The organism is Clostridium sp. UBA4548, assembly GCF_002387895.1.
In the GTDB taxonomy this organism is placed as follows: domain Bacteria; phylum Bacillota; class Clostridia; order Clostridiales; family Clostridiaceae; genus Clostridium_J.
Map to the genome: position 1 here is coordinate 157822 of NZ_DGLI01000037.1, position 15496 is coordinate 173317.

The 15496-nt window shown below is 28.6% G+C and carries 21 protein-coding genes; 18 read left to right on the top strand and 3 right to left on the bottom strand.

The window, feature by feature from the left end:
• Positions 1–396 precede the first annotated feature (396 nt).
• The 3 genes from B3040_RS14310 (at position 397) to B3040_RS14320 (ending at position 2198) form a co-directional block, all read left to right on the top strand.
• Positions 397–999 carry a hypothetical protein gene (locus B3040_RS14310; protein ID WP_291574509.1) on the top strand — a complete coding sequence of 201 codons (603 nt, stop codon included), beginning with the start codon at positions 397–399 and terminating at the stop codon, positions 997–999.
• A 69-nt stretch (positions 1000–1068) separates the two neighbouring features.
• Complete coding sequence (locus B3040_RS14315; protein WP_291574512.1) at positions 1069–1548, top strand: hypothetical protein; 480 nt, start codon at positions 1069–1071, stop codon at positions 1546–1548.
• A 35-nt stretch (positions 1549–1583) separates the two neighbouring features.
• Positions 1584–2198, top strand: a complete 615-nt coding sequence (locus B3040_RS14320) for a hypothetical protein (RefSeq protein WP_291574515.1) — start codon at positions 1584–1586, stop codon at positions 2196–2198.
• A 316-nt stretch (positions 2199–2514) separates the two neighbouring features.
• Here the strand turns inward: B3040_RS14320 and B3040_RS14325 are convergent, their stop codons facing one another.
• From B3040_RS14325 to B3040_RS14335, 3 genes are read right to left on the bottom strand one after another with little or no spacing between them, the layout of a single operon-like run.
• Complete coding sequence (locus tag B3040_RS14325; RefSeq protein WP_291574518.1) at positions 2515–3288, bottom strand: ABC transporter ATP-binding protein; 774 nt, start codon at positions 3286–3288, stop codon at positions 2515–2517.
• Positions 3289–4353: a FecCD family ABC transporter permease gene (locus B3040_RS14330; RefSeq protein WP_291574521.1), complete on the bottom strand. Its 1065-nt coding sequence runs from the start codon at positions 4351–4353 to the stop codon at positions 3289–3291.
• Positions 4353–5303 (bottom strand): FecCD family ABC transporter permease, encoded by a 951-nt coding sequence (locus B3040_RS14335; protein ID WP_291574523.1) that lies wholly within the window; start codon positions 5301–5303, stop codon positions 4353–4355. Before B3040_RS14335 ends, B3040_RS14330 begins: the two co-directional genes overlap by 1 nt.
• Positions 5304–5572: 269 nt before the next feature.
• Here B3040_RS14335 and B3040_RS14340 point away from each other — a divergent pair, with 269 nt between their 5' ends.
• From B3040_RS14340 to B3040_RS14410, 15 genes are all read left to right on the top strand, one after another.
• Positions 5573–6565 (top strand): ABC transporter substrate-binding protein, encoded by a 993-nt coding sequence (locus tag B3040_RS14340; protein WP_291574525.1) that lies wholly within the window; start codon positions 5573–5575, stop codon positions 6563–6565.
• 466 nt (positions 6566–7031) lie between these two features.
• Positions 7032–7235 (top strand): helix-turn-helix transcriptional regulator, encoded by a 204-nt coding sequence (locus B3040_RS14345; RefSeq protein WP_291574528.1) that lies wholly within the window; start codon positions 7032–7034, stop codon positions 7233–7235.
• Complete coding sequence (locus B3040_RS14350) at positions 7232–7639, top strand: hypothetical protein (RefSeq protein ID WP_291574529.1); 408 nt, start codon at positions 7232–7234, stop codon at positions 7637–7639. Before B3040_RS14345 ends, B3040_RS14350 begins: the two co-directional genes overlap by 4 nt.
• Before the next feature lie 305 nt (positions 7640–7944).
• Positions 7945–8478 (top strand): YcxB family protein, encoded by a 534-nt coding sequence (locus tag B3040_RS14355; protein ID WP_291574531.1) that lies wholly within the window; start codon positions 7945–7947, stop codon positions 8476–8478.
• Between the two features lie 10 nt (positions 8479–8488).
• The gene (locus B3040_RS14360; protein ID WP_291574534.1) at positions 8489–9037 is read left to right on the top strand and encodes a hypothetical protein; all 549 of its coding nucleotides are present in this window, start codon (positions 8489–8491) and stop codon (positions 9035–9037) included.
• 73 nt (positions 9038–9110) lie between these two features.
• Entirely contained in the window at positions 9111–9710 is a 600-nt protein-coding gene (locus tag B3040_RS14365) for a hypothetical protein (protein ID WP_291574537.1), read from the top strand.
• A 299-nt stretch (positions 9711–10009) separates the two neighbouring features.
• On the top strand, positions 10010–10132 hold the full coding sequence (locus tag B3040_RS14370) for a hypothetical protein (RefSeq protein ID WP_291574539.1): 123 nt from the start codon (positions 10010–10012) through the stop codon (positions 10130–10132).
• Between the two features lie 6 nt (positions 10133–10138).
• The gene (locus B3040_RS14375) at positions 10139–10477 is read left to right on the top strand and encodes a GNAT family N-acetyltransferase (protein ID WP_291574621.1); all 339 of its coding nucleotides are present in this window, start codon (positions 10139–10141) and stop codon (positions 10475–10477) included.
• Between the two features lie 251 nt (positions 10478–10728).
• Entirely contained in the window at positions 10729–11403 is a 675-nt protein-coding gene (locus B3040_RS14380) for a hypothetical protein (RefSeq protein WP_291574541.1), read from the top strand.
• A 202-nt stretch (positions 11404–11605) separates the two neighbouring features.
• The gene (locus B3040_RS14385) at positions 11606–11878 is read left to right on the top strand and encodes an ABC transporter substrate-binding protein (RefSeq protein ID WP_291574543.1); all 273 of its coding nucleotides are present in this window, start codon (positions 11606–11608) and stop codon (positions 11876–11878) included.
• Positions 11879–12152: 274 nt separating this feature from the next.
• Positions 12153–12707, top strand: coding sequence for a hypothetical protein (locus B3040_RS14390; protein WP_291574546.1), 555 nt, complete (start codon positions 12153–12155; stop codon positions 12705–12707).
• Positions 12708–12983: 276 nt separating this feature from the next.
• The gene (locus tag B3040_RS14395; protein WP_291574549.1) at positions 12984–13373 is read left to right on the top strand and encodes a hypothetical protein; all 390 of its coding nucleotides are present in this window, start codon (positions 12984–12986) and stop codon (positions 13371–13373) included.
• 226 nt (positions 13374–13599) lie between these two features.
• Complete coding sequence (locus B3040_RS14400) at positions 13600–13749, top strand: hypothetical protein (RefSeq protein WP_291574552.1); 150 nt, start codon at positions 13600–13602, stop codon at positions 13747–13749.
• The gene (locus tag B3040_RS14405; protein ID WP_291574554.1) at positions 13737–14069 is read left to right on the top strand and encodes a DUF4085 family protein; all 333 of its coding nucleotides are present in this window, start codon (positions 13737–13739) and stop codon (positions 14067–14069) included. The genes B3040_RS14400 and B3040_RS14405 overlap by 13 nt, the downstream gene beginning before the upstream one ends.
• A 547-nt stretch (positions 14070–14616) precedes the next feature.
• Positions 14617–15354 (top strand): tetratricopeptide repeat protein, encoded by a 738-nt coding sequence (locus tag B3040_RS14410; RefSeq protein WP_291574557.1) that lies wholly within the window; start codon positions 14617–14619, stop codon positions 15352–15354.
• Positions 15355–15496: the final 142 nt, after the last annotated feature.

Genomic DNA, 15496 nt, shown 5'->3' on the forward strand with positions numbered 1-15496 from the left:
AAAATTCACAAGAAAATATGACACTGAAATTTTTAAAAATGACTCAAAGAGTGACATTTTATCACTCTTTTTATTTTGCTCAAAGTTTCAAGGTATAATTAGCACTACTTAAAACTTTGATTAGCTATTACTAATATGCCACATTCAAAAGCCACTAACTAGAATTTGTGATTTAGGAATGAACAGTAAACTGAGAAGAAAACTAATGTTTTTGTAATTATAATAATGGCTTTATGTATAGGAGTTAAGACAATTATTTGCATAGTTATATGTAAGTAAAATACATAAATGGTATAATTAATTTATGTTATTATGTTGAGTGGAAGCAAAGGTTCTAGTACTTATACTAAGAATCTGCCAGTGATGCTCCATTACCAATTAAAAGGAGGAAGGGGCTTGAACTTAAAATTAAAATTAAAATTAATATTTATTACTATCTTATCGTTATCCTTTGGACTATATTTTATTTTCCAAGGCGTAATGTGTTACAAGAAAAAAGTTATAATACAACATTATAGTGCAAGAGAGATAAGTTATTTTTTTATTTCTATAAACTTTTTAATTCAAACCACTTTTATAGATAATAATATGGTAGAATTAGAATGGATAGCTATGGGGGTAATTCCTATTATTATCCTTGTAGCTTATATAATATACAGTAGGGTCAGTGATATAAAATATGGAATTTATAATATTGATAAGGAAACATATAAAGAGATTCTAAAGAATACTTTGAATGAAAATTCCATTCAATTTTCATTTGATGGTAGTGATATTAGAATAAGTAAAACTCCTAGCTATATAGAATTCATTGATAAGGGGATTATCATTGCAGAATATAAGTGCATAACAAATTATAAGCATTTCTTAACGAGTTTACAAAGAAATTTAAAAGAAGCTAAATATGAAAAGAAAACTAGGGATTGGATAAGCAACATTTTGCTTGGCATATTTTTAATAAGTATTCCTATTATATTACTATTAATTACAATTTTTTAATAAGGCAATTACAGCTAACAATGTATTCAAGTATGGTTTTTACTAAATAATTATTTGGGGGAAGAATTTATGAAAAAGAAAACAAGAGATTTGAAAAAACATTATAGAGGTGTTGAGTATCAAGTAAGAAATTTTGAAGTAGACCTATCAGAAGATTCCTGGTGTAGAATGTGGCATGAACATTTAGATTGGCATGGAATAACTTTAGTAAGTTATAAACATAGAAAAATTCATATTATGTATTATCTTAAAATTATAGAAAAAATTGAACTAGAAACAAAGGGTAGCAAAAGAGATTTTCAAACATGGATATATTTAGATAAGCATGATGGAACCAATGATGCAATTTATTTTCACACAGATAATCCAGAAGGTGACTTTCCTTACTGGTTAGATAATATTGAATGGAATGTAGAAACTCCAACCATGTTAATGGAACTATTAGATTTATCAAAGTTTAATGTTGGGGTAATAAAAGATGAGAAAGATAATGTATGCTTTTATATCATACAAAAAAAGGGGTTAGGGTTAGAAATAGGTAGACAATAGTTTTTTAGTCTGATTACTTATAAGGAGTTGATGGTATGGCTATGTATAAACTACCATTAGGAATTGGAGTCCCTAAAGATGAGAATTACCCAAGTGAATTAGATGCAAAAGCAATTAATGAAAAAAGGAACTCGGCAAACATAGTAGAAGGGTTTGTATTGCACGAAGTTTCAAATGAGAAATTCTCTAATTATGTAGAAGTAAATATTGATGCTGATAAAATTTGGGATGTATTTTGTGGCTTAGCAAATAAGTTAATTGGTGATATTGCTTATGGTGTTATGGGTTTTAAAGGTGAAGACCCAACCTTAAGTGATTTTACAAGTAAGGAAAATCTTTTAGCAATCTTTCAAGAATATAAATTTGAACTCACTAATGATGGATTTTTAGAATTTGGCATAGCATACTATGATGAAAATTCAATGAATGAAATATACGTGTCAAGCTTTAAGTATATGAGAATATGGACTGATAGAAAAGAAGAGATAGTTAATAGCTTAAATGAATATGGAATCAAGGAAATACAAGGGCTTCAATTTATTGATGAATTTCCCGTAGTTTCTGAAGCACTTACAGCAGATATTGATAAGGGAATTAGGCATTATTCAGAAGTTACTGAAGCTATTGAGAGGGAGTTTGCACAGCTGTAGTATATACAAGAAGTATCTTTGGAAAGGAAGAGAGATTGTTTAAAAATTGAAGATAGCGTGGTTCTAGCAGGGCAAATACATGCTTAATAAACAATGCTACTAGGCAACAGTTTCATGAGAATACTATAATTGCGATTAAATAAAGTAATAAAAACATCCCCAAAGGATAGCCACCAAGCATTTAACAATGCAAGGGTACTTTCCTCTGGGGATGTTTCATATTTATGATATATTTCTTAAAGAAAACTATTTATAGAAAACTAATAGTAAGCTATTGTTAGCTAAAACTTTATTAGGCTAAGAATTAACTATTATGTTATTGAAAAATAATACACATAGGAGTATTAAACACAGGGCAGGGAACTATTTTAGAGTTTATTTGAAAAACTTCTTTAATAAGACTTTCTGAGATAATTTCCTCTGGTTTTCCTTCGCCGTAGACCTTGCCATCTTTGATTGCAATTATATGATCTGCATATCTACAAGCCAGGTTAATATCATGTAATACTATTACAATAGTTCTATTTTCCTTTTCATTTAGCTCCTTTAATAAGTCAAGGACTTCTATTTTATATTTGATATCTAAGTGGTTAGTAGGTTCATCTAGTAGGATGATGTCTGTTTGTTGAGCTAGAGTCATAGCAATCCAAGCTCTTTGTTTTTGACCACCGGAAAGATCAGATAGCTTTTTATCTTTTATATCGCTTATGCCTGTTTTCTCAAGAGCATATTCTACAATTTTCTCATCTTCTTTACTCCATTGATTAAACCAACTTTGGTATGGGTATCTACCTTGTTTCACTAAATTAAATACAGTTAAATCAGAAGGAGCAGTAGGGCTTTGAGTTAATATTGAAAGCTTCTTAGCAACTTCTTTATTAGGTTTTGAAAAGATATCTTCATCTCCGAGAACTACTTTTCCCTCGAAGGGTTTTAAAAGTCTAGACATGGTTTTAAGCAAGGTAGATTTACCACAACCGTTACTTCCAACAAGAATGGTAATCTTATTTTTTGGTATAGTAACATTTATATCTTTAAGAACTATATAATCTCCATAGCCTAAAGTTAAGTTTTCTGCTGAAAAATTCATTTAAATCCCTCTCTTCATAGTTCTTTGATTTTTAATCAATAAGTAAATAAAAAATGGAGCGCCAACACCAGCGGTAAAGATTCCTACAGGCAGATCTAAAGGGAAAAATAGTGTTCTTGCAGCTAAATCTGATAAAACTACTATGATTCCACCTATTAGAGCAGACAAAGGAATTATATTTTCAAAGCTAGAGTTGGTAAGTTTTCTGCATATATGTGGTGCAATAAGACCAACAAAACTAATGCCACCACCTACAGCAACGGCGCCACTAGCAAGGGCTGCACTGATAATCATAAGTAAAAATCTAAGTTTTTCAACTTTAGTTCCAAGACCCGTTGAAATGTTATCTTCAAGATTTTGAAGGTTTAATTCTCTTGTGAAAATTATTGTAAGAATAAATAATAATATAAACCAAGGAGTTAGAAGCTTAACGTGAATCCAGGTGGTTCCGTATATTGTACCTGTTAACCAAATTTGAGCTTCTGCGATGAAAACTACAGGTCCGCTTATTATTAAAATTGAGGTAATTGCTTTTAGAGCTCCTGATATTGCAATACCAATAAGGATTAACCTAAAAGGGGTTACTCCTTTTTTTAGTGCAAGAAAATAAATTAATAAAACTGATAAAAAGGCACCAGCAAAAGTAAATACAGGCATATAAAATATACTGGTAGTTAGTGAGTTGTTCTTTGGATTTGTAAATAGAGTTAAAAAGAAAAGAGCACCAACGGAACCACCATTTACTACGCCCATAACATTTGGGTCAGCTAAAGGATTTTTAACAACTCCTTGCAAAATTGCACCAGAAAGACCTAAGGAGGCACCAACTAAAAAACCAACTAAGGCTCTTGGGAGTCTTAGAGAATTAATTATGTAAGCTTCCCCACCTTTTCCACCTAAAATTGTGTTAATGACTTTATCAAGTGGAATAAAGGTTTGTCCAATACAAAGGCTAATAACCATCGATATAAATCCTAATAATAAGATTGATACTAATACTTTAAAACTTCTTTTCTCATATATTAAAGAAAATTTATTTTTTCTAACTACTATAAACTTATCCATTACTTATTTTCCGCCTTTCTAGCTATATAAACAAAGAAAAAGGTACCTATTATAGCTGTAACTGCTCCAACTGGAACTTCTTTTGGGTATATTATAAATCTTGAAGCAATATCAGAAAGTAAAAGAAGTATGGAACCAAGAACTGCACTATAAGGAATTACCCATTTAAATTCTGAACCAACCATTGCCTTTGTAATATGTGGAATAACTAGACCCACAAGGCTAATTGGACCTGCAACGGCTACAGAAGCTCCAGCTAAAATCACTACAAGAATTATCATTTGAACCTTTAATAGCTCTGTTTTTACTCCAAGACCTTTTGCAATTTCTTCTCCTAGAGAAAATATATCTAAATTTCGTGCCATTAAAAAACTTAAAATAAGGGCTATTACAATGAAGGGCACCACCTTTAAAAGAGTATCTACATTTGTTCCTTCAACAGAACCTGTGAGCCAATAGATAATTTCTTCCATTGTAGTTTGATCTTTATAAAGCACTGATTGAGTAAAGGACATAAATAAGGCTGAGATTGCAGCCCCAGATATGGTTAAATCGAAGGTTTGGATGTGCCCCTTTAAACCACCAGCAAGGGTGTACACTAAAACTACAGAAAGTGCGGCACCTATAAAAGAAAACAAAATTGAGTAATTAGTTCCAACGCTAGGGAAAAAACTATATACAAATACCATGAAAAAAGCTGCTCCTGAATTAACTCCTAAAAGCCCAGGGGAGGCCATAGGGTTTTTGGTTAAAGTTTGCATTAAAACTCCAGAAACACTTAAAGCAGCTCCAACAAACAGAGCAGTTAGAGCTCTTGGCATTCTTGAACTTTGTATTACTATTTGTTCTGTAGTACCTTGGAAGTTTTTATAGGTACTATATAAATCCTTTAAATCTGTTTTTATGTAACCTAATACTATACTTCCGAGAAAAGCTAGTACTAAGATCAAAATTAAAATAATAAGAAGAAAGACTTTTCTTTTGTTATTGTGTAGAACCTTTTTATTACTTATAGATAACACTATGTAACATCCTCTCTAAAATAAATATATAAATTCATATATAGTATAAAGTCAGATTTTATTAGTGTCAATGATATTAAAAATTATTATCAAATCTAAATGATATTCAGTTGCAATTAATAAAAAGCTGTGATATTATACATCTAGGCAAAATATAGCTTGAAAAGAAATTTAATATATATTTGGAGGGAATACATATGTTTAGCAACAGTTTAAAAAGTAAAATTAGCAAAAAAATATTAAAAGCAGTCACAGCACTAACAGTAACTATGGTTATGGCTGTAACCTTCACTGCCTGCTCCAGTGGTGCTGCAAAAGAGGCTCCAGCTGATGCAAGCAAGGCAACAAGAATAGTGGACCATGCTATGGGACAAACTTTAATAAATGGTGAGCCTAAGAAGGTAGTTATTCTTACAAATGAAGGAACAGAAGCTTTACTTGAACTAGGAGTTAAGCCAGTAGGTGCAGTTCAATCTTGGACTGGTAAACCATGGTATGCACATATAGAAAAGGAAATGGACGGAGTTCAAAATTTAGGAACAGAAGGCCAAGTTAACATAGAGGCTATAGCTGCACTTAAACCAGATTTAATTATTGGTAATAAGATGAGACATGAAAAAATATACACTCAACTTTCTGAAATAGCACCAACAGTGTACTCAGATACACTAAGAGGTGAATGGAAGACAAACTTTGAGTTTTATGGAAAGGTATTAAATAAAGAGAAAGAAGCGAAAGAAGTTTTAAGTAAATTCGATGCTAGAGTTGAAAAAATAGCTAAAACAGCTGGAGACAAGCTTCAAACTAAGATTTCCTTAGTAAGATTTATGCCTGGTAAAACTAGAATATATCTTGGAGATACTTTTTCAGGAACTATCCTTAAGCAAATAGGCTTTGCTAGACCAGAAGCTCAACAAAGTACAGAATTCACATTAGAAATTGGCAAAGAAAGAATTAAAGAAGCTGATGGAGATGTAATGTTCTACTTTACCTATGAAAATGAAAAAGGTGAAGGAGCAGCTAGAGAAAAAGAATGGGTTGAAGATCCACTATTTAAAACTTTAGAAGTATCTAAAAACAATAAAGTTTTTAAGGTTGATGATGCTATATGGAACACAGCTGGTGGCGTTAAAGCTGCTAACTTAATGTTAGATGACGTTGAGAAGTTTATCAAAGATGGTACGTTTTAATATAGAATAACTAAAAAGAAATAATATTAGACAATTTATAGCTAAAGCTTTTAAGGTGCTTAAGTATTAGCTATAGATTGTCTTTTTATTTTCGGAATAGAAGAAAATAAAGAATGAAAATTCCATATATACTGTAACAAAATAGGGCATAAACTATCTAAGTATTTAGAGTATAAATTTGAAGATAAGGTTGAAACAAAAGAGAAGTTAATTAAACTAATAAAGAAAGTAAGTACACCAACGTTAGATAATAGCGATTTAGAACCAATTAGTGAATAATATTGTTATTTAGTATCACTAGTGTAATTTTAAGTTAAGTAGCTATTATTTATATTAGATGTAGCAGACTAAAAAATGGTCTATTAATTTTTTTGGAAAGTATGGAAAGTTTACTTTACATAAGTGGTATATCATGGTAATATATATGTAAAGTAAACTTTCCAATATTAAAGAAGGGAGTTTTGAAGTGAAAAATAGATTAGAAGAAATTCGAAAGTCAAAAGGTATTCGGCAGGAAGAACTGGCGATAGCCTTAGAGGTATCAAGACAAACTATAGGTTCTCTTGAAAATGGACGGTATAATCCATCTATTATTTTAGCCTTTAAAATTGCACGGTATTTTGACATGAGTATTGAGGAAATTTTTATTTATGAGGAGGAATCATTATGAAAATATTAAAGAAAAAAATCATTTTCCATGGAATAATTGCACTTGTTGGCATAGCACTATTTATTGTAAATATAATCAAATTAGGTAATAACAAGAACATTAAATGGTTGACATTATCATTTACTGCTATTTCTATTAGAAAATTAATTCAATTTATTAAAACATCAAAGAATCCTCAGATGCTTAAAGAATTTGAGATTCAGCAAAAAGAAGAACGATTTAATTGGATTTATGAGAAAAGTGGAAATTTCACTTATTTAGTAACAATACTTGCTGAGGTTATTGCTATGTTTATTTTGGCTTTATTGAATCAAGAAATCATGGTAAATATTGTAGGTACCATTGTGATTATGCAAGAAGTTATTCATATTTCAACTTATTATTACCTTTGCAAAAAATATTAATATTGAAAATGAGAATACTCTTAAGTTAATAAGTACTCAATTTTGTTAATATATGACACTAATGAAAATAATTAATCTAAAGAGATTGACAATAATATAAAAACAATAATGAAAAATATAAATAGTTTAAATAGTAATATAAAACAAATAGCTAGAAATTTTAATAGACTTATAAATTNNAATTTATAAGTCTATTAAAATATTTTTATGTATGAAGAAGTACTTTACTTAAAGTGAATTCATTTACATTAATTACAATTAATAGTAATATGTAATTATATAAGTATTACATTTAAGGGGGAGCTATGATTTCTATTGGAATAAAGTACAATTCAAATGACACCTTTGAATTAGCACAGTTTATTTGCAAAAAACTTTATAAAAACAGCATTATTGCAATAAGAATTATTCAGACCATCTTTTCACTTGTAATGATATACATAGCCACAGTATATGTAGAGGATAAAATCATTCTTAGTATTATTTTTATTGTACTATTATTGCTTTATATTTTAGCCTGGAACCTCTATTTAATTGCAAATTATTTTTATAGCAAGAAGAATAGTAACCTTCATCAAAATACGAAGATTACATTTGAAGATGATTACTTTATAGTAAAGTCGGAAAGTGGAAAAAAATCATATTGTTATCAATATAAGTATTCTACGATACAAGCAATATATGATGAAGAAAATAAATTATTTATAATGTTAGATAATTTAGCTACCGTTATATTGATTCCTAAAAGAGAACTTGGGGTAGGAGATTATGATAAATTAATTGATTATTTAAAATTAAAAATTGATAATAACTTTAGTTATAAAACTAATAAAAATTAAGGGGAATAATATGCAAGAAAATCTTAATTATCAGGTTACTTCACAGGTAAATATAAATGATACTAAAGAGTTAATTTTAGTTTTACTTAAAAAATCAAGATTAATAATAAAAGTTACTACCTTATTTGGAATGGTTATCCTCTCAATTCCATTAGTAGGTGTATTATATGAATACACCATTGGACAGCCTACTGATTGGACATTAATAGTACTTGCTTTGTTTCTATTAATACTACTTTTAGTATTTTTTATTAATGATAAAAAACTTGTATTGATTCCCTTTAAAAAATATCTAGACAAAAATAAGAATTCACAGGGTGTTCAAAAAGTTTGCTTTTATGATACGTATTATACTGTTGAATATAATAGAATTGATGTTAGTGCTCACATCACAATAAGTTATGAGGATATAAAGTATTTTGTTGTAGATAAGGATTTAGTTGTTTTGGGAGATAAAACTAAGGATAAGTCACTAACATTCATTAGAAAAAATGCAAAATTTGAAATAGGTACATTAGAAGATTTCATACAGTTTATTAAAAATAAAGTTAATAAATAAAATCAAACAGATAAATTTTGATTAATGAATTTACCTGCTGTTTAATTGATAAATATTGCTTTCAGGAGGATTTATGAAAAAACGCATATTATTTTGTATTATTGCTGGAATAATGACAATGTTATTAGTAGGCTGTCAAAAAGAAAATAAACTAAATGAAGAAGTACTTAATGAGGCTAGTAATTCTAATTCTAGTATTATCATTAATAATATTCCTTATGATGATGAGCCAGATAATAGTGTTATTAAAAAAAGATATGATAATGTTAATAAAGGGCAATTAACTTATGGCATAGTACCACAATCAGGCTATTTCTATGAAAGTGAAAATGAAATAGTATCTAGTTTTCGCTTAAATGAAATACCTACTATTGATAATAAAAAGTATTGGTATATATTACAAGATTACACTTATGCATGTGAACTTAATCCAACTAAATTACCTTATGATGAAGCAATAAAGCTGATTAGCAAAGTATTACCAAGTGACATAAAAAAAGAAAGAGAAAAACTTAAAGACGGTGATTTATATTTGATAAGAAGTATAATTTATTCTTCTAGCAAAGGGAATTTTATTGTAGAATTAGTTCACCCTAAAATTGAAGATAAAAACCTTAAGAAAACTACTAATTTTGATTCTGTAATAGGTATTTCATATTTAAAAGAAGAATAAAAGCTCTGAGTATCATGAGAAAATATATAAGATTTGATGACAATGGATATATTTTACATAGTAGAAGTTTTATAGATTATTACTAATTATCTGGTATTTGTTTGATAAAATGGCCAATCTATATAGTTAGTAAAGGAATAAAATTGAAGAAAAATGCAAATGATTTATGGATTTTATGGAATAAATTATAGATTTCTTATCAATGATATAATTTTCTCAACGTTGTGCATTTATCCTGAATTTATGATAGATGAACAATGGTAAAATATTATGCACCATGTAAAGTATGAGGTGAAAAGATGGAATATGAAATTTTTATTTATAGCAGACCAGGGAATGATATAGTAAAAAGAATCAAGGAAATTTCAGAACAGCTAACTGTGAAATGGTTTACTAATAATGTACCAGAGGACACTGAATGAGATTTGATGTTTCAAGATGTGGTATGTTTAAGTGTAAATGGACTAATAGTGTCATTTATTATGTTTACTTGTTTAGATGGTACAATAAATATTAGTATAATGGGAACACATCCAGACTATAGGAGGAAAGGGTTAGGAACTATAAATATTAACTATTTCTTTAAATATGTAAAAAGCTTAGGGTTTGAATACATAAAGGTTTTTACAGTCCCTCCAGATGTAAAAAAATCGTATAAAGAAACAATTAGTTTTTATGAGAAAAATGGTTTTAGAGTTGAAAAAAGATATACTGAATTATGGGAAAATGGTGCAATAGAGCTAATAAAGAATCTACAGGATATTTAAAATATTTCTAAAGTAAAAGCATGATTGAAAACTAATATTTAATTCGTAAATTTCTTAAAAAGTGACTCAAAGAGTGATGATTTATCACTCTTTTTATTTTGCTCAAAATCTTAATATTTTATTATAGTACAACCTAAATTTTAAATTATTAATTGGAGCATGCTACAGTTAATAATAAACAACTAAGATTCACAATTTAGGAAGGAGTAAATAAAATAAGAAGAAAACTAATATCTCTTGTTTTTTTCATAATGACCTTATTTACGATTGGTTTCAATAATAAACTTGAACAAATCTTAAAATTAGATAATAAAAATCTAGCTACAACAATTTCAGTGCTAAATCTAGTGGATAATAATGATAACAGCTTAGAATATGATATAGTTGATACAAAACCACATCTTATAAAATACTTTAATAACATAGAAGAGTTAAAGCAATATTCGGATATGATAATAGAGGGTATAGTTAAAAGTACAAGAAATGTAATATATACACAGACCCCATTTACTATTTCTCAGATAGAGATTACTGAGGTTTATAAAAGTGATAGTAATATTATAAAAGGTTCATCAATATGTGTTGTAGAATCAGGCGGCATTATGGATAAAGAGTTTTTATACAAAAAATATAAGGAGAAATCCCCTGATAAGGACATAGATATAAATAAAATCAAACCTGTAAAACACAGATTTGATGGTATGCCACCATTAGATAAAGGAGAGCATATAGTAGTATTTCTTAACAAGTATACTGGTGGAGTCAAAGTAGAGAATTGTTATGAACCAGTGGGCATTTATTACGGAAAATTTTATATAGATGATAATAAAGTTGAGCATAAATTACCTAAGTATTTACAAGATAAGTTTGAAGATAAGATAAAAACTAAAGAAGAATTAATTAATTTAATAAAGACAGTAAAGTAAACCAAGGCTAGCAGCATTGATTTTATTACTTAGTAAAATATTTGGTAGAAATATGCTTTAATAATAATTCTTATGAAAGTATTATTTAATAACACTTTTACTTCTTAAATCATATTATGGATTATGCTTAAAAACTAGTTCATAAAAGTTCCAAGGGTTCAAAGAGCGGAGAACTAAAAGGAAGAGTTTAAGGAGGTAAAACATGAGGAAAAAGTATTTCAAATTAACAGCCATTGTCACAATCTTATTTGTCTTTGCTACAGCTTTTGTAGGATGCACATCAAAGAAAGACACTACAGTTACTAAGATTAGACTAAATGAAGTTACTAGATCAATTTTCTATGCACCAATGTATGCAGCAATAAATCAAGGGTTCTTTAAAGAAGAAGGCATAGAAATTGAACTTACCACAGGACAGGGAGCAGATACAACTACTTCAAAAACACAGGTTTTAAGGTGGAACTGTTGTACATAAAAGTTGAGAGAAAGAGAAGAAAAAGTTAAGTTTGTTGAGATGTTCAACAAACTTTTTTATTTAAATAAAGATAAATATTAAAATATTTATATACACATGTATGTAAGTAAAATACATAAATGGTATAATTAATTTACATTATTTTATTGAACAAAGGTGATATTCCCGACATTAGTGTCGGGAATTCACTAGTTATATGAAATAGGGGCTAAACATACTTTGTATTTCCTATACACATTAATTGGATTCAAAAGGTTTAATGAGGTGATTAGGTTTGTTTGAGGGAAATGAATATTTGTGGACATCTGAAAAAAACAATTATGTACTTATAAAATCTTCAGAAGAATCATATTCAATATTTAATATTAACAATAAAGCTATTCTTATAATAGAAAATGACGAAGAGTTTAAATTCGTTATAAATCAGATGAAACAGAATGGAAATAGAATAATTAGAATAGAGTTACTTGATTATTTATTGAATGGTCGTCCGATACCAAAATTAATTGCAATTAAAAATAATAAGATTATTTATAGATGCCCTGATACTGGAGAGAAATTTGAATTAGGATTAGAGCCTACTTGTCATATTGAGCCAACGTTTGATCTAGCAATAAAATGGTCTGATATAATTCCACTAGCTAAACAAATAATTTATCTAAAAAAGGCATTTCCAAGTATTGTAGAGAGCACACCTGATTTATTATATTTAGCAAGGAATACTAAGGAGTTTGTATTTGCTAAATACCTTAGTCACTGTCAAGCAGAAAGAGTTCTTACTGAAGGTAAGAGTAAGGGCTTAGATATATATGTTATCAAAAGCAATTAAGTGTGTACATTAGATGGTATAAGTGGAAAAGTGTTTTTTATTTAAACTAAGGGGCAGTCCCTACATCATATAACAATATGTTTGCGGACATGCCCTAGCCTAAGCTAAGAGCTAGCTAAGGCTAGGGCACGTCGCAAACATGAAACGTTATAAGACATTTTAATATTAAAGTATATATGAGGTAGTACGATGGATAATTAATTAAGAAAATTATTATTAAGTTTTGATGATCCAGAGGAATGTGAATTTCCTTCTAAATTTAATTATTTTGAAGAAATGGAACGTGTTAAGTATTTAAAAGGAGAAATTGAAAAAGTGATTGCACATGAATTAGATATTGATGAATGTGTACAAGATGCCTCATTTTTTACAGAATTGACTATCCTAGAAGAAAGTCAAAGGGAACAGAAAAATAAGGGAAATAGCTATGCTATTATAAATGATCTGTCAATAAGATTCTCCTCATTTGGTAATATGGTTACAATATATGGTAATACTAAATCTAATTTGGATAACATATACCCAATGAAAAATATAATAAATATCTTGGAACAAAATGGATTTATATATATAAATGCAGAATCACTTGATAAAATTTATGATGGAGTCAATAAGTATATAAGTAAAAAAGACACTTGGTGGATAAGATACTTTGATTACTTATAATGAAACATTGTATTATTACGTCTTATAGCAATCACTCAAGTTCGCTTTGATTGTAAGGATTCAAGCCTTCGAAGAAGCCAAAGCACATTCTTTAAGCAAGCCAAGTCTGGCTAGATTAAGAATCGTCTTGAGTGCGAGACATTATCTGAAAGAAAATGTTATTGGATTACCTAGTATATGTATTATGTTATTTTACGATTAATTATTATAAATAGGAGTAGTTATTTTGAGAGTATTTACAAGAAAACTATATGAAGAAATGCAAGTTGAGGGTAAAAATAATTTTAATACTTTTTTTAAAAAGTTTAGAAAAATTTGTAATGACTACAATAGTCATTACAAAGCAATAGAAAGCAGTCTCCTATGGGTATTATAAAGTTAGAAAAAGAATATGATCTTCATGATTCAAAAGTAGTATCTATAGAAAAAGTATCTGAATATGAATTGATACTTACAATTGACTGTGCTGCATGTATGAAAAACACAGGAACTTACAAATTGGTATTTACTGGTGTTAAGTTTGCAATAATACCTAGTAATATATGTGGAAGTTATTGTATCTGGAATGAAGTATATCTGTATGAAGAAGAAAGTTTTGAACTTAACATATTAATGGATGGTCCAGAAAAATTTCTGAATTTAAGTGAATTTAAAATCATTGCAAATAACTTATCAATACGTTCAATTGGAGAATAAGTGAAATGCTTTCAATCAACTAACAGTGCACTCAAGTTCGATTTACTTAATATATTATTAAGTCTTTGGAGAAGACAAAGCACATTCCTTAAACAAGCGAAGTATGGGTAGGTAATGTAACTTATTGAATGCGAGATTTTATAAAAAATAAATTAAATAGTGAGAGGTAAAATTAATTTTAAATATTATATATTATTTAGAGAAGATAAAATTTATTGAAAGTTTTTTATCCAAGGATGAAATATTCTTATTAATGCCTGACGATGTTACAGAAATTGAAAAAAGAGCATTCCACGATTTAATAGTGGAGATGTTTCGTAATGATAGAATTATATTTGGTTAAGAGTGCGCATTTGTAGCTCCTTATGAACAATCAAAATATGTTTGTATTTCAAAAATATGTAGAATGATTATTCTAACTTATATGAAGGATAAAAATATTTTCAAAAAAAGTTTATTGAAGATAAAAGTTATACCAATGAAGAACTCAAGGAATTAATATGGGACATCTGTGAAGAAAGCATAGATATAAGGGAGGATTAAGTGCTTGAAGGAGTTAAGCAAATATGAAATAGCTTCTAATTTTAATAAGGAAGGTCTTGAGCTATGTGGTAATGGAGAATATCACAAGGGGATAGAGAAATATAAAAGGATATTAGAATTAAATCCTAAATGTGCAGAAGCTTATTTCAATATTGGGAATGCATATCAGGATTTAGGAAGCTATGAAGAAGCAATCTTAATTTTTAAAAAAGGGATAGAATTAAGTGAAAAAGATCCATACGGCTATTATAACATGGGTAATGCCTACAGCTTGTTAGGGAAAAGCGAAGATGCTATAAAGTGCTATGACAAAAGCATTAGTATGAACTCAGAGGAACCTTCATTTTATTTTAATAAAGGAAATGAGTTATATATTATAGGTAAATTAGAGGAAGCAATTGAAATGTATGATAAAGCTATTGGATTAGACCAATATAAATCAAATGCATACTTTGAGAAAGGCTTTGCATTACAAGAATTAGGTGAATTTAATGAGGCAATTAAATGTTATGATAAAGTTATAGAATTAGAACCAGATTATGACATAGCTTATTATAATAAAGGCAACAATTTATATGAATTAGGAAGAAGAGAAGAAGCACTTTTGTGTTTTGATGAGGCAATAAAACTTAATCCAAAGGATGCAGATTTTTTCTACAATAAGGGATTAGTACTAACTAAGTTAGGTAGAATGCAAGAAGCTAAAAGATGTTTTGATGAATACAGACGATTATTAGCGTAGGATATTGTGTTCAGCAGATAATAATTCACTCAAGTTCGCTTCGTTGATGATGGTCAAGCTTTACAAAAAGCTAAGGCATGTTAATTAACCTAGCTAAATCTGATATTTAAGTAATGGCTAGAGTGTGATAAGTTAGAAAACA

Excerpts from the sequence above, each read along its gene's own strand:
- B3040_RS14315 (WP_291574512.1), top strand. The coding sequence starts at position 1,069 with ATGAAAAAGAAAACAAGAGATTTGAAAAAACATTATAGAGGTGTTGAG.
- B3040_RS14320 (WP_291574515.1), top strand. The coding sequence starts at position 1,584 with ATGGCTATGTATAAACTACCATTAGGAATTGGAGTCCCTAAAGATGAG.
- B3040_RS14325 (WP_291574518.1), bottom strand. The coding sequence starts at position 3,288 with ATGAATTTTTCAGCAGAAAACTTAACTTTAGGCTATGGAGATTATATA.
- B3040_RS14330 (WP_291574521.1), bottom strand. The coding sequence starts at position 4,353 with ATGGATAAGTTTATAGTAGTTAGAAAAAATAAATTTTCTTTAATATAT.
- B3040_RS14340 (WP_291574525.1), top strand. The coding sequence starts at position 5,573 with ATGTTTAGCAACAGTTTAAAAAGTAAAATTAGCAAAAAAATATTAAAA.
- B3040_RS14350 (WP_291574529.1), top strand. The coding sequence starts at position 7,232 with ATGAAAATATTAAAGAAAAAAATCATTTTCCATGGAATAATTGCACTT.
- B3040_RS14355 (WP_291574531.1), top strand. The coding sequence starts at position 7,945 with ATGATTTCTATTGGAATAAAGTACAATTCAAATGACACCTTTGAATTA.
- B3040_RS14360 (WP_291574534.1), top strand. The coding sequence starts at position 8,489 with ATGCAAGAAAATCTTAATTATCAGGTTACTTCACAGGTAAATATAAAT.
- B3040_RS14365 (WP_291574537.1), top strand. The coding sequence starts at position 9,111 with ATGAAAAAACGCATATTATTTTGTATTATTGCTGGAATAATGACAATG.
- B3040_RS14370 (WP_291574539.1), top strand. The coding sequence starts at position 10,010 with ATGGAATATGAAATTTTTATTTATAGCAGACCAGGGAATGATATAGTA.
- B3040_RS14375 (WP_291574621.1), top strand. The coding sequence starts at position 10,139 with ATGTTTCAAGATGTGGTATGTTTAAGTGTAAATGGACTAATAGTGTCA.
- B3040_RS14380 (WP_291574541.1), top strand. The coding sequence starts at position 10,729 with ATGACCTTATTTACGATTGGTTTCAATAATAAACTTGAACAAATCTTA.
- B3040_RS14385 (WP_291574543.1), top strand. The coding sequence starts at position 11,606 with ATGAGGAAAAAGTATTTCAAATTAACAGCCATTGTCACAATCTTATTT.
- B3040_RS14395 (WP_291574549.1), top strand. The coding sequence starts at position 12,984 with ATGGAACGTGTTAAGTATTTAAAAGGAGAAATTGAAAAAGTGATTGCA.
- B3040_RS14405 (WP_291574554.1), top strand. The coding sequence starts at position 13,737 with ATGGGTATTATAAAGTTAGAAAAAGAATATGATCTTCATGATTCAAAA.